The following is a 12905-nucleotide window of genomic DNA, read 5'->3' as shown; positions in this document are numbered from 1 at the left end:
GCCAGGTCGCGTGCGGCGGCGACCGGATCGGGGTTCCCGGCGCCGACGTTGTGGCTGACCACGGTCAGGTCCCCGCCCGGGTGGGACTTGTCGCCGAGCAGCCCGCCGAACAGGTTCAGCCACACCACGACCGGCAGCAGCAGCGCGGCGACGGCGGAGGCGGAGCGGCGCCACAGCGCCCCGGCCAGCAGCACGGGGACGAACAGGCCGAACCACGGGAGGAACGTCTCCACCAGGCTGCCGAGGTTCCCGATCCGGTTCGGGATCTCCGCGTGCAGCAGCATGAGCAGGCCGAGGAGCAGCGCCGACGCGGCGAGCAGGGGGCCGCGCCTCCACGGCTCCGGCCGGGAGCCGGCGCGGATCGCCCGGCGGACGCCCGCGCGCCAGGACCCGGCGCCGGTGCGCCGTCCGGCCCCGGCCTGTTCGGGCTCCGCCGTTTCCGCCGTTTCCACCGGCGCCGTCGTGTGTCCTCGCTCAGCCATGCCGCCAGTGAAGACGGCGCGGTGTTGCCGGCGCGTATGGGATTTTCGATACGCGGACGATATGTAGCGGCTCGTAGCATCGCGGGCATGGGTGTGCCGATCGCCGGGAACGAACGCCGTCGTCATGGATAGGCGCCCAGGTCTCAGCGCCCGGCTGAAGCTCACGCTCAGCTACGCCGGTTTCCTCCTGCTGGGCGGCGGTCTCCTGCTGGCCGTGGTCTGGGTGTTCGTGCTGCGCTGGATGCGCGACGTCGACGCCGGAGCCATCCAGAGGAGATTCGGCGTCGTGATCGTGCTCGGGCCCGACCGCTCCGAACTGCTGCGCGGCTTCTATCCGGCCGCGGCCGCGGCCATGGGCTTCCTCCTGCTCTTCGGCCTCGCGGGAGGGTGGCTCCTCGCCGGCCGGATGCTCGCGCCGCTCACCCGGATCGCGGACGCGGCGCGGACGGCCTCCGGCGGCTCGCTGTCCCACCGGATCCGGCTCCGGGGCCGCAGGGACGAGTTCCGGGAACTCGCCGACGTGTTCGACGCCATGCTCGAACAGCTCGAATCCCACGTCGCCGAACAGCAGAGGTTCGCCGCGAACGCCTCCCACGAGCTGCGCACCCCGCTGGCGATCTCCCAGACCCTGCTCGACACCGCCCGCAGCGACCCCGCGCGGGATCAGAGCGAGGTCCTCGAACGCCTCCACACCGTCAACACGCGGGCGATCGACCTCACCGAGGCCCTCCTGCTGCTCAGCCGCATGGACCGCAAGAGCTTCACCCGCGACGCGGTGGACCTGTCCCTCATCGCCGAGGAAGCCGCCGAAACGCTGCTCCCCCTCGCCGAACAGCGCCGGATCACGCTCGACGTCACCGGCGAGAGGACGCACGCCCTCGGCTCCGCCGAGCTCGTCCTGCGGCTGGTGACCAACCTCGTCCAGAACGCCATCGTCCACAACCTCCCGGACGGCGGCACCGTGACGGTCCACACCGGATCGCTGCACGGCGCGAGCGTGCTGCGGGTCGAGAACACCGGTCAGCCGGTCCCGCCGGAACTGGTCCCGACCCTCACCGAACCCTTCCAGCGCGGCACCCAGCGCGCACGGACCGACGAGCACGCCGGTGTCGGCCTCGGGCTGGCGATCGTCCACAGCATCGTCCGGGCCCACGACGGGACTCTCGACCTCACCCCCCGCCCCACGGGCGGCCTCATCGTCACCGTCCGGCTGCCCGGCGAGCACGCGGGGGCGCCCGAGCCGGCGCCGTCCCCGGGCGGGCCCTGCACGATCCGTTGACGGGAGGCCGCCGGTGGCGGCTTCCCCGTGCCGTCCCTACTCCGGCCCGGGTTCGCTGAAGGCGCCTGCGGCCGCGGCCAGGGCGGCGGTTCTGGCCGCGTGGGCGGGCAGGCCCGGGTCGGGATCGGTGCGCAGGAGCACCAGGTGGTGGTACATCGGCGCGGTGGCGGCGACGAGCAGGCGCCGGGCGTCGGTGGACGGCGGCAGTTCGCCGCGCCGCACGGCCCGGGTGACGACGATCTCGCAGCGGGTGTAGCGGTCCTCCCAGAGCCGCCGCTGGGCCCGGGCGGCCTTCTCCGAGCGGAACGAGGCGGCGATCAGGGCTTCCATGATCGGCGGCTCCGCGCCCATGGCCGTCTGGATCTCCTCGTTCAGCGCCGCCAGGTCGCCTTCCAGCGAGCCGGTGTCCGGGGGGCTCCAGTCGTCGTCGCCGGCCGCGTCGAGGACGTCGGCGAGCAGGCCGCCGACGTCGCTCCAGCGCCGGTAGACCGTGGCGCGGTGCACGCCCGCGCGGGCCGCGACGGCCTCCACGGTGAGCCCGTCGTAGCCGTGCTCGCCGAGCTCCGCGAGGACCGCGTCGAGCACCTGCGCGCGGGTGCGGGCGGTCCGGCCGCCGGGGCGGGGCCGGGGCGGCGGCGCGCCTCCGGCGCCCTCCGGTCGTGCGTCTGGGGAAGTCATCGCAGGTGGTCCGGTTGCTCTGGGGGATGCGGCATGGCAGAATCCTAATGTAACAGTTGTCGCATTAGTGGAGTGATCGATGCTCTTCCGAAGCGTTCACCCGACCGCGCGGTCGCTGACGGCCGCCCCGTCCTCGAATGCTTGGGAGTGCACGCATGGCCACGCAGATCACCGCGCTCGGTGTCGGCAAGTCCTACGACGGCAGGCTCGTCCTTGACGAGGTGACCTGCTCACTCGCCCCGGGAGAGCGCACCGGGATCGTCGGTGAGAACGGCTCCGGAAAGACGACCCTGCTGCGCCTGCTCGCCGGACGCGAACGTCCCGACCAGGGCCGGGTCGTCGTCCAGGCGACCGGCGGCGTCGGCTACCTCGCCCAGGACGAGCGCACGGTGCCGGACGCGACCGTCCAGCAGGTCATCGACCGGGCGCTGAGCGATCTGCGCGCGGTGGAGGAGCGGATGCGCCGCCTGGAGGCGGCGATGGCCGAAGGCGAGGAGTCGGTCGCGGCCGAGTACGGCGATCTGATGACGGTCTTCGAGCTGCGCGGCGGCTACGACGCCGACGCGCGCGTGGAACGCGCCCTGCACGGGCTCGGCCTGGGCCTCGTCGACCGCGACCGCACCGTCGGCGACCTCTCCGGAGGGGAACGGGCCAGGTTGCGGCTGGCGGCCGTTCTGGCGTCCGCGCCGGAGGTTCTGCTGCTGGACGAGCCGACCAACCATCTCGACGAGAACGCCCTGCACTGGCTGGAGGAGCACCTGCGCGCCCGGCGGGGCACCACGGTGGCGGTCTCGCACGACCGGGCGTTCCTCGACCGCGTCGCCACCAGCCTGCTGGAGGTGGACGCCGACCGGCACGGCGTCGTCCGGTACGGCGGTGGATACGCCGGCTACCTCGCCGAGAAGGCGGCGGCCCGGCGGCGCTGGGGCCAGGCCCACGAGCAGTGGAGGTCCGACGTCGAGCGGCTCCGCCTGGCCGCCGCGACCACCGCGCGCCAGGTGGCCCCCGGCCGGGAGATGAAGGACCGCAACAAGATGGCCTACGACCGGGCGGGCGGCCGGGTCCAGCAGTCGGTGGCCGCCCGGGTGCGCAACGCCGAGGAGCGGCTGCGCCGCCTGCTCGCCGACCCGGTCCCGGCTCCGCCGGAGCCGCTGCGCTTCACTCCCGTCCTGCGGGCCCGCCGGCTGCGGGGCGCGGTGATCGAGGCCGACGGCGTCGCCGTCGACGGCCGGCTCGACCGCACGAGCCTCACCGTCGCCGCGGGCGACCGCCTGCTGGTCACGGGGCCGAACGGAGCGGGCAAGAGCACTCTGCTCCGCGTCCTGGCCGGTGAACTCGCCCCCGACGGCGGAAGCGTCACCCGGCGCGGCCGGATCGCCTACCTGCCCCAGGAGCCGCGCCCGGGACGCCCGGACGAGACCGTGCTGACCGCCTTCGCCCGCGGGCGGGCGGGAGATCCGGCCGAGCACGCCGAACGGCTGCTCTCCCTGGGGCTGTTCAGGCCCGACCGGCTCACGGTCCCGACCGGGCGGCTGTCCACCGGGCAGCGGCAGCGGCTCGCGTTGGCGCGGATGCTCACCGAGCCGTCCGACGTCCTGCTGCTGGACGAACCCGCCAACCACCTGTCACCGGCCCTGGTCGAGGACCTGGAGAACGCCCTGGCCGGCTACGGCGGCACGCTCGTCGTCGTCAGCCACGACCGCCTGCTGCGCCGCCGCTGGAAGGGCCGCCACCTGGCCGTGCGGCCGGCTCCGGCGCCCGCCGCCCGCGGCTGAGCGCACCCATCACACCGGTAAGGAAGCGAATCGTCATGCCACTCGTCCCCGCCGACCCGAACGTCGTGCACCCGATGCCCGAGCAGCCGCGTGTGGTGCTGCTGAAGCCGCTGGTCACCTCGCCGCTGATCGAGGTCGGGGAGTTCACCTACTACGACGACCCGGACGATCCGACCGCGTTCGAGACCCGGAACGTGCTGTACCACTACGGGCCGGAACGGCTGGTCATCGGGCGGTTCTGCGCGCTGGGCGAGGGCGTGCGGTTCATCATGAACGGCGCCAACCACCGCATGGACGGGCCCTCGACGTTCCCCTTCCCGATCATGGGGGGCTCCTGGGCCGAGCATTTCGATCTCATCACCGGCCTGCCCGGACGGGGCGACACCGTCGTCGGCCACGACGTGTGGTTCGGCTACCGGGCCACGGTGATGCCCGGCGTCCGCATCGGCCACGGAGCGATCGTCGCGTCCGGCTCCGTCGTCGTCGACGACGTCCCCGACTACGGCATCGTCGGCGGCAACCCGGCCAGGCTCATCCGCCGCCGCTACGGCGACGCCGACGTCGACCGCCTGCTGGCCGTGGCCTGGTGGGACTGGCCGCTCCAGCACATCACCGAGCACGTCCGCACGATCATGTCAGGAGGCATCGACGACCTGGAGGAGGCGGCGGCCCGCATGGAGTAGGCCGATCGCCGTCCCTCCCCCTCCGATCCGGAAACGAGTTGCCAGCATGCCTGCTCCGTCCCCTCACGCCACCTTCGCCGACCGGCTCGGCTCCGCCGCCGTCGCGCTCGACCACCTCGCCCCCGAGGCGCCGCTGGACGACCTGGAGCCGCTGCGCGGCATCGTGGGTGACGCGCGCGTCGTCGCGATCGGGGAGAACTCCCACTTCATCACCGAGTTCTCGCACCTGCGCCAGCGCGTCCTGCGGTTCCTGGCCGAACGCTGCGGTTTCACCGTCCTCGCCTTCGAGTACGGCTTCAGCGAAGGCTTCCCGCTGGACGCCTGGGCCCAGGGGCAGGGCACCGACGATGAGCTCTCCGCCCATCTCGCCGAAACGATCCCCGTGGGGGTCGAAGAGCCCTTGCGCTGGATGCGCCGGCACAACGCCACGGCCGGTGCGCCGGTGCGGTTCGCCGGGATCGACGTCCCGGCGGCGGGCGGGTCGCTGCTGCCGGCCCTGGCCCCCGTCGCCGACTACCTGCGCCGGGTCGACCCCGAGATCCTTCCGGTGGTCGAGGAGGCCGTGCGGATCGCCGGGTCGTTCGCCGGCCCCTCGGCCGCCGCGGCCGCACCGGCCTGGACCCGCCTGGCCGCCGCCGAGCAGGACGCGCTCAGCGCGCTCCTGATGCGCCTGCTCATCCGGTTCCGTGCCGTCGCGCCGCTGTACCTGTCCCGTGGCGACCGGCACGAGTACGACATCGCTCTGCGTCGCCTGGAGGCCGCCTGCCACGCCGACTACGGGTTCCGCGCGATGGCCGGCCTGTACGCCGGCAGCGGCCTGACCGCCGACACCTCGGCCCGGGACGTCTACATGGCCGGGTCGGTCCAGTGGCACCTGAAGCGCTTCGGGCCCGGGACCCGCATCGTGCTGGCGTCCCACAACGCCCACATCCAGAAGACGCCGGTCTCGTTCGACGGCCACCTCACGGGACTCCCCATGGGGCAGCACCTGCGCGACGCCCTGGGCGATGACTACGTCGCCCTCGCCCTGACCAGCGTCGCCGGACACACCGCCGACATGCGCCCGGACGAGTCCGCGCGCTTCGGGTTCGCCGTCGACGCCACCCCGCTCCAGCCCCCCGAGCCGAACAGCATCGAAGCCGCCTTCGCCGACGCCGGGCTCGGGCTGAGCATCGCCGATCTCAACCGGGTCCGCGCGCGGGGCTCCGGCGGACCTGACCGCATCCGGCTCCAGAGCGCCTACCTGGAGACTCCCGTCCTCGACGCGTTCGACGCCGTCATCACCACCCCAACGTCCACCGTCGCCGACCTCGGCGACACGTGAGAGCCGTGCTCAGGCGCCGGAGCCGGAGGGTTCGACATCGCGTTCGGGGCGGCTGATCTCGGCCCACACCTCGTCGAGGGAGAGGCCGAGGACGCCCGCGATCGCGGCGATGGTCGAGAATGCGGGGGTGGCCACGCGGCCCGACTCGATCTTCCGGAGGGTCTCCGGGGAGACGCGCGCGTCGAGCGCGGTGGCGAGCATCGAGCGCTCCCCCCTGGCCCGGCGCAGGAGGGCGCCGAGGCGCTGCCCGCGTTCGACCTCCGCGGGAGTGAGCGGCAACCTGACCATGGCCCCTATTCTAGTACCGGTATAGTATGACCGGTATAGTTATTGGGTGCAGGGGATGATGGCCACATGATCGAGATTCTGAACCCCGGCGAACTGGCCCGGGCCAAGGACACGGGCGCCCTGGTCGCCGACATCCTGCAGACGGTGAAGAGCCGCACCGCGGTCGGCACCAACCTGCTGGAGATCGACCAGTGGACCAAGGCCATGATCGTCGAGGCGGGGGCGGAGTCCTGCTACGTCGACTACGCGCCGTCCTTCGGGCGCGGGCCGTTCGGCCACTACATCTGCACGTCCGTCAACGACGCCGTCCTTCACGGGCTCCCCTACGACTACGCGCTCGCCGACGGGGACCTGCTGAGCCTCGACCTCGCCGTCTCCCTGGGCGGAGTCGCCGCGGACTCGGCCATCAGCTTCGTCGTGGGCGAATCGAAGGCCCCGGAGAGCGTCGCGCTGATCGACACGACCGAACGCGCGCTGCGGGCGGGGATCGCCGCCGCCGGACCCGGGGCCCGCACCGGAGACATCTCCCACGCCATCGGCACGGTCCTGCGCGAGGCGGGGTACTCGATCAACACCGATTTCGGGGGCCACGGCATCGGATCGACGATGCACCAGGACCCGCACGTCTCCAACACCGGGCGCCCCGGCCGCGGGTACAAGCTGCGCCCCGGGCTGCTGCTCGCGCTGGAGCCGTGGATCATGGAGGACACCGCCGACCTCGTCACCGACGCCGACGGGTGGACGCTCCGCAGCGCGACGGGCTGCCGCACGGCGCACAGCGAGCACACGATCGCCATCACCGACGACGGCGCCGAGATCCTCACCCTGCCGAAGCGGACGCGACCGTGACGGAGCCGTCTCCACGGTCGCCCGCTCAGGGCTTCAGCATTGCTCCAGGGCGGCGTCCATGGCCCGGTCCCTTCCGCGGATCAGGCTGAGCTTCCGGCCGGGTTCGGGCAGTTCGACCCCGTGCTCGGCCAAGCACGCCTGGAACCGATTCCCTTCGGTCACCCGCACCAGGACGGCCTGCCCCGGCTCCATGAGGGACGCGCATTTCTCGATCCCCCGGTTGATCCGCTGCTCGTTCCCGCCGGCACGGTCGTCTTCGGGCAGCCGGACGCCGTGCGTACGCAGGCAGGCGAAGAACCGGGACTCCAAGGTCGCCGAAGGCGACGGCGCACTCGGCGACACGGACGCGCTGGCCCTCGGAGGAGCCGAGGAGTCACCGCCGTCGCCGCCGCACCCCGCCACGGCGATGAGCGTCACCGTGAAGCCGACGAGCGTTAAGACACCGCGCATACCCGCATCGTCCTCTCTTGCGGCAAGAGCGGCAGGCGCCGCCCACGCGCGACACTAATGCGCCAGTAGAAGGTGGCACAATTCCGGCGCGGACCGCCGTCCGGCCGACGCGACGACCACCTGATCGCGGGGCCGACGGCCCCCGTAGGGGCCAGAAACATAGAAGCGGCACCTGGGGGCCGCTTCTATGGGTGTTTCAGCCGGCCGTGCCCGGCCGGAGAACGGCTCGGTGACAGCCCGTCTCGGCCACTACCGCCCCGCTCCCCCGGCCGTCAGCAACGAGCCGGTTCGACGGTCACGGAGTCCGCGGTCCGTGCGATCCTCGGTCCCGCTGCACCCGGCGGCGCCGCGGCCGGGCGGGAAATGCCGCCGCCACCTGGTCGTCTGCGGTGGACAGCACGGGCGGGCGGGGGCGGCGCTGGTAGGCTCTCGGCCGATGCGTGGGCGGCAGTGAGTGACGTAGTGGCCCGCCCCGGCGCGACGCCGCCGGTCCAGGACCGGCGCAGGATCCTGTCCGCCCGCACGTCCCACAGTTAGGTACCCGGTGTCGTTCTCCCCTTCGACCGTCCGCCGCAACTGGCTGTTCTGCGCGGTGCTGCTCGTGGGCGTCGTGCTGCGGGTGCTCGCCATGGTCGGGTTCCGGGGCGTGCTGTGGTTCAACGACAGCTACGACTTCGTCCGGATCGCGGACGACCCGTTCCCGCACCCGATGAGGCCGTCCGGGTACGGGCTCTTCCTCTGGGCGCTGAAGCCGTTCCACAGCCTGGCGCTGGTGACGGCGCTCCAGCACGCGGCCATCCTCGGGCTGGCCGCGCTCGGGTACCGGATGCTCGTCCGCGACTTCGAGGTCCGGCGGCCGTGGGCGGCGCTGGCGGTCGCGCCGGTGCTGCTCGACTCCTTCCAGGTCGAACTGGAGCACCTGCTGCTGTCGGACACCCTGTTCACCGTCCTGGTGTTCGGCGCGATGCTGCTGCTGGCCCGGCCCGGGGAGGCCGGCTGGCGGCGCGCCGCGCTGGTGGGCGCGCTGCTCGGCGTGGCGGCCGTCACGCGGACCGTGGGGGTGCCGCTCTTCCTCATCGCCGTCCTCTACCTGCTGCTCAGGCGGACGCGATGGCCGGTGTACCTGGCGCTCGCCGTGACGTTCGCGCTGCCCGTCGGGGCGTACGCGACGTGGTTCCAGCGGGAGCACGGCCGGTTCCAGATGACGGGCGTGGACGGCATCTTCCTGTGGGGGCGGACGGCGGCGTTCGCCGACTGCGACGCGTTCGCGCCCCCGCCGGACCTGGCGGGGCTCTGCCCGTACGGCGCCAAGGACGACCGGCCCGCCTCCTCCCACCAGATCTGGGAGGACAACTCGCCGACCGGCTGGTCCAACGGGCAGGCGTTCGACGAGGAGACCAACGCGCGGGCGCAGCGGTTCGCCTTGTGGGCGATCAAGAACCAGCCTCTCGACTACCTGCGCGTCGTCTCCTACGACTTCTTCGTCCGGACGTTCTCGTGGCACCGGTCGCGCTACCCGACCGTGGGCACCGAGGCCCGCTACCACTTCCCCACGCGGCCGACGGCGCGCAAGCCGAGACTGCCCGTCTACGGGGGCGGAGACCGGGGCGCGGTCGTGTACGAGTACTCGCATGGGACGGGCCGCACGCACGTCGTCGAGCCGTACGCCGGCGTGCTGCGCGGCTACCAGAAGCACGTGAGCGTTCCGGGGACGGTGCTCGGCGCGGTGCTGCTCGCGGGCGCGGCCGGGATCGTGTGGCGGCGGGGTCGCGCCCGGACGGCGCTGTTCTGGACGTCCGGCGTCGCCCTCCTGGCCATCCCTCCGATCACGGTCGACTTCGACTACCGCTACATGCTGCCCGCCCTGCCGTTCGCGTGTTTCGCCGCCGCGCTGGCGTGGGGCCGCCGCCGCCCGGTCACGGCCGAGCCGGAGGCCGAGCCGGTCGAGGCGACGCCCGAGGTGCAGCCCGCCGACGCCTGAGACGGGTTGAGTACGAGAGCGGATACCGCCGCGCGGCGGCCGCCGGGATCATTGGCGGCATGCGCCGATTCGTGATCCCCCTGGTCGTCCTGCTCGCCGCCGGCTGCGGGCAGCTGGGCCGGAGCCCCGAGGACGTGGCCGCCGCGGACGCGCGGAAGGCCGCAGAGCGGGCCGGGGACCGGGTCTACGACTCCCGGGTGCGGCCCGCGCGGGACATGGGGCACCGGGCGGCGGACCTCGACGGCGTGGAGGTCATGCGGGTGACCGGCGTCTCGACCGCCGGGGACGGGGTGCGGCTCGTCCTCCGGACGGAGGGGACGGCGCCGGAAGGCGGCTGGTTCCCGTCCTCGACGGTCACCGTGCGGCGGTGCTTCGAGCTGCGGTTCTCGACCACCACCGAATGGCGGCACTACGGAACGCGGCAGGTGCCGTGCCCGTCCGGGGCGCCGCTCGCTTTCCCGCCGTGGCCGAAGACGCCGGAGATCCCGTTCGAGCGGCTGGGCAAGGCGCTGCCCCGCGTGCCGAAGGGAGGCCGGGCGGACGAGGCGAAGATCCGCGCGGCGGTCGCGTCGCTGCGGCTCGACCCGGCCATCCGGCGCGAGTTCGCCGCCAGGGGCGACGTCGTCGGCGTGGCCCTCACCGTGAAGCCCTACGGGTCGGACGTCTTCGACTGCGTCCTGGCCCGCGTCGCGCCGGGCCGCACGAACGTGTGGACGCCGCCCCGGATGCAGCGGATGGCGGGCGAGGGCGGCTGCGGCGCCGGCAACGCCGTCGACCCGCTGCCGCCGCCGCACTGAGAACGCGCGCCGGTCAGCGCATGAAGGGCCGTGGGGGCGGCGGCGGGGGCGGCGGGGGCGGCCCGGGGCGGTTCACCTCGGCCTCGGCCTCCATCAGCGGGCGCTCCCTCGCCATCCGCAGGCCGGGGAGGGCCAGGAGCAGTCCGGGGACGCACACCGCCGCGCACACGACCAGGCCCCGGAAGACGATCTTCTCTCCCTCGCCGGGGTCGCCGGTGTCCAGCGCGGACAGCAGGAAGCGGGTGAAGGCCACCAGCGCCGCGCAGACGACGAGGTGCCCCAGGATGATCAGAAGCCGGCCGATCCGGTCCCGGGCGCCGCGGCGGCGGGCGCCGCGCCACAGGTAGCGGCCGATCGTCAGCACGGTGGTGCCGACGATGACGACGGTGAAGCCGTTGACCAGCGGTTCCATCGCGGGCCCGGCGCCGCTCAGCCCCTCGGAGCCGAGATCGGGGCCGAGGTCGGCGCCCAGGATCGACTGGACGTCGTAGAGGAACCCGAGCACCATCGCCGCGGCGCCGACGACGATCAGGAGCAGGCCGAGCAGTAGGAACAGGACGTTGGGGCGGTGGACCCCCGGACGGTGGTACTGGGTCATGTGATGGCTCCCCCCGGGTGTGGTCGGGACTCCGGCGCGGCGACGGCCCCCGGGGCGCGGCGCCGCGTTCGCCACGGTCGCCGAGACCGGTTCCGGACGCCACGGGAGCGTGTCACTGAGTGACCCGCCGGTGGCTTTTCGTCCCTCCGGGCAGGACCATGGAACGCATGGACGACCGCACCGTGACCGGCCGCGTCGTCGCCGTCCTCGACGCGGTCGCCGCCCGCGGCGGGCCGATGACGCTGGCCGACCTCACCCGCGAGGTCGGCGTCCCCAAGCCCACGGTGCGGCGCATCGCCGCCGACCTGGTGGCCCGGCGGATGCTCCGGCGCGACCCCGACGGGCGCTACCGGCTGGGGCCGCGCCTGCTGGACCTCGGGAGGCGGGCGGCCCTGCAGGAGGGCCTGCTCCACGCCGCCACCCCGCACGTGCAGGACCTGTTCGCCCGCACGGGGGAGATCGTGTGGGTCTGCGAGATCAGCGAGGGCTCCATCACGTTCATGACCATGGCCTACGGCGCCAACCGGGCCCCCGACGTGCGGCGCGGGGAGTGGTCGAACGACCCGAGGAGCGCGGCGCTGCAGGCGTCCGCGCTCGGACGGGTGGTGCTCGCGGAGCGGCCCGACCTCCTGGAGGGCCTGCGCGGGAGGCCGCCGGCGCCGCAGACACCGCGTGGCACGACGTCCTGGCCGCGTTTCCTGGACGAGGTCAACGCCGTGCGCGACACCGCGATCGCGGTGGAGCACGAGCAGTGCCATCTCGGATTCAGCTGCGTCGCCACGGGGGTGCGCGGCCCGGACGGCGCGCTGGTCGGCTGCCTCGGCGTGACCGGCCGCACGGGCAGCCTGCCCACCGGGCGGATGGCGCGGCTGCTGCCCGCCGCGTCGGACGGCATCGCCCGCGCCGCCGGGGCGCTGCTCGCATCACCCCCGCGCCCGCCGGACGGGCGTCACCCGTTCTGAGGGCCGAGGCGCGCTGCGGCGACCTTCTTCGGGACGACCATCCGCCACGCGTCGGTGACGAGTTCCTCCATCTCGGCCTCGTCCAGCGCCGCGGTCCAGGCGTGCACCCAGTTGAAACGCATATCGGATTCACCTGGCAGGTGGAACTTGTCCGGCTCGGATTCGACCAGGGCGAGCCGCTCCTCCTTGGGGAACGCGAACCCCATGACGGTCTCGTCCCGCGAGAAGGCGACGTAGACGATGGAGCCGACGCGGAACTTCACCCGGTCCCTGATCAGGTGCTCGGACGTGCGGGGCAGCGTCGCCGCGAGGGCCCGCACCTGCTCGACGGTGATCATCCTGTCCTCCTGTGGCCGCGCCGCCGCCGGTGCGGCACTTCCAGCAAAGCACCCCGCACCGCATGATCTTGTTAGATTTGCCGGGTGAACGAACTCGTGCGCTGGCAGACCGAGAACGGGACCGTCGTCGTGGAGACCGACGACCGGGAGCCGGGGTTCCAGTCGGTGTCGCTCTCCGGCGACCTGATCCACGACGCGGTCGGCAAGTTCGAGGACGCGTTCCAGAACGTCCGGGAGGCGGCGCAGTCGGCGCTCGCGTCGCTGCGCGGCGGCGCGCTGAACCCCGACGGGATCGAGCTGGAGTTCGGCGTCAAGCTCAACGCGGCGGCCGGGGCCGTCATCGCCAAGACGTCCGTCGAGGGCCACCTCAAGGTCAAGATGACGTGGGGGCAGCAGCCGCGCGCCGCGGAGGAGGCGTAGC

14 protein-coding genes and 1 pseudogene are annotated in these 12905 nt (G+C 73.3%); 9 read left to right on the top strand and 6 right to left on the bottom strand.

Going from position 1 to position 12905, the window contains the following annotated elements; genetic code table 11:
• A pseudogene (locus tag AB0C69_RS09025) lies at nt 1–482 on the bottom strand (hypothetical protein); the annotation flags it as partial.
• A 124-nt stretch (nt 483–606) separates the two neighbouring features.
• Here AB0C69_RS09025 and AB0C69_RS09020 point away from each other — a divergent pair.
• Entirely contained in the window at nt 607–1761 is a 1155-nt protein-coding gene (locus AB0C69_RS09020) for a HAMP domain-containing sensor histidine kinase (RefSeq protein WP_360351645.1), read from the top strand.
• Between the two features lie 36 nt (nt 1762–1797).
• Here AB0C69_RS09020 and AB0C69_RS09015 read toward each other — a convergent pair whose 3' ends face one another.
• On the bottom strand, nt 1798–2439 hold the full coding sequence (locus AB0C69_RS09015) for a TetR/AcrR family transcriptional regulator (RefSeq protein WP_345179844.1): 642 nt from the start codon (nt 2437–2439) through the stop codon (nt 1798–1800).
• Between the two features lie 155 nt (nt 2440–2594).
• On the opposite strand from AB0C69_RS09015, the gene abc-f reads away from it, so the two are divergent.
• From abc-f to AB0C69_RS09000, 3 genes are read left to right on the top strand one after another with little or no spacing between them, the layout of a single operon-like run.
• Nucleotides 2595–4214: a ribosomal protection-like ABC-F family protein gene (abc-f, locus tag AB0C69_RS09010; protein WP_360351641.1), complete on the top strand. Its 1620-nt coding sequence runs from the start codon at nt 2595–2597 to the stop codon at nt 4212–4214.
• 35 nt (nt 4215–4249) lie between these two features.
• Nucleotides 4250–4897, top strand: a complete 648-nt coding sequence (locus tag AB0C69_RS09005; RefSeq protein WP_345179841.1) for a CatB-related O-acetyltransferase — start codon at nt 4250–4252, stop codon at nt 4895–4897.
• Nucleotides 4898–4943: 46 nt separating this feature from the next.
• Complete coding sequence (locus AB0C69_RS09000) at nt 4944–6221, top strand: erythromycin esterase family protein (RefSeq protein ID WP_360351637.1); 1278 nt, start codon at nt 4944–4946, stop codon at nt 6219–6221.
• A gap of 9 nt (nt 6222–6230) precedes the next feature.
• Here the strand turns inward: AB0C69_RS09000 and AB0C69_RS08995 are convergent, their stop codons facing one another.
• Nucleotides 6231–6509, bottom strand: coding sequence for a helix-turn-helix transcriptional regulator (locus tag AB0C69_RS08995; protein WP_345179838.1), 279 nt, complete (start codon nt 6507–6509; stop codon nt 6231–6233).
• Nucleotides 6510–6575: 66 nt separating this feature from the next.
• On the opposite strand from AB0C69_RS08995, the gene map reads away from it, so the two are divergent.
• Nucleotides 6576–7358, top strand: coding sequence for a type I methionyl aminopeptidase (gene map, locus AB0C69_RS08990; RefSeq protein WP_345179836.1), 783 nt, complete (start codon nt 6576–6578; stop codon nt 7356–7358).
• A 33-nt stretch (nt 7359–7391) separates the two neighbouring features.
• On the opposite strand, the gene AB0C69_RS08985 is transcribed toward map, so the two are convergent.
• Nucleotides 7392–7808 (bottom strand): hypothetical protein, encoded by a 417-nt coding sequence (locus AB0C69_RS08985; protein WP_345179835.1) that lies wholly within the window; start codon nt 7806–7808, stop codon nt 7392–7394.
• A 544-nt stretch (nt 7809–8352) separates the two neighbouring features.
• On the opposite strand from AB0C69_RS08985, the gene AB0C69_RS08980 reads away from it, so the two are divergent.
• Nucleotides 8353–9789: a hypothetical protein gene (locus AB0C69_RS08980; protein ID WP_360351632.1), complete on the top strand. Its 1437-nt coding sequence runs from the start codon at nt 8353–8355 to the stop codon at nt 9787–9789.
• 59 nt (nt 9790–9848) lie between these two features.
• Complete coding sequence (locus tag AB0C69_RS08975; protein ID WP_360351629.1) at nt 9849–10586, top strand: hypothetical protein; 738 nt, start codon at nt 9849–9851, stop codon at nt 10584–10586.
• Nucleotides 10587–10599: 13 nt separating this feature from the next.
• On the opposite strand, the gene AB0C69_RS08970 is transcribed toward AB0C69_RS08975, so the two are convergent.
• Nucleotides 10600–11184, bottom strand: coding sequence for a hypothetical protein (locus tag AB0C69_RS08970; protein WP_360351626.1), 585 nt, complete (start codon nt 11182–11184; stop codon nt 10600–10602).
• A 167-nt stretch (nt 11185–11351) separates the two neighbouring features.
• Here AB0C69_RS08970 and AB0C69_RS08965 point away from each other — a divergent pair, with 167 nt between their 5' ends.
• The gene (locus AB0C69_RS08965) at nt 11352–12146 is read left to right on the top strand and encodes a helix-turn-helix domain-containing protein (protein WP_360351623.1); all 795 of its coding nucleotides are present in this window, start codon (nt 11352–11354) and stop codon (nt 12144–12146) included.
• Here AB0C69_RS08965 and AB0C69_RS08960 read toward each other — a convergent pair.
• Nucleotides 12134–12484 carry an MmcQ/YjbR family DNA-binding protein gene (locus AB0C69_RS08960; protein WP_345179823.1) on the bottom strand — a complete coding sequence of 117 codons (351 nt, stop codon included), beginning with the start codon at nt 12482–12484 and terminating at the stop codon, nt 12134–12136. The genes AB0C69_RS08965 and AB0C69_RS08960 overlap by 13 nt on opposite strands.
• Nucleotides 12485–12568: 84 nt before the next feature.
• Between AB0C69_RS08960 and AB0C69_RS08955 the strand changes: the two genes are divergently transcribed.
• Nucleotides 12569–12904, top strand: a complete 336-nt coding sequence (locus AB0C69_RS08955) for a CU044_2847 family protein (protein ID WP_360351618.1) — start codon at nt 12569–12571, stop codon at nt 12902–12904.
• Nucleotide 12905 lies beyond the last annotated feature (1 nt).

The sequence above is a fragment of the Actinomadura sp. NPDC048032 genome, assembly GCF_040653175.1.
In the GTDB taxonomy this organism is placed as follows: domain Bacteria; phylum Actinomycetota; class Actinomycetes; order Streptosporangiales; family Streptosporangiaceae; genus Spirillospora; species Spirillospora verrucosospora.
This window is presented reverse-complemented; position numbering and strand designations above follow the sequence as displayed.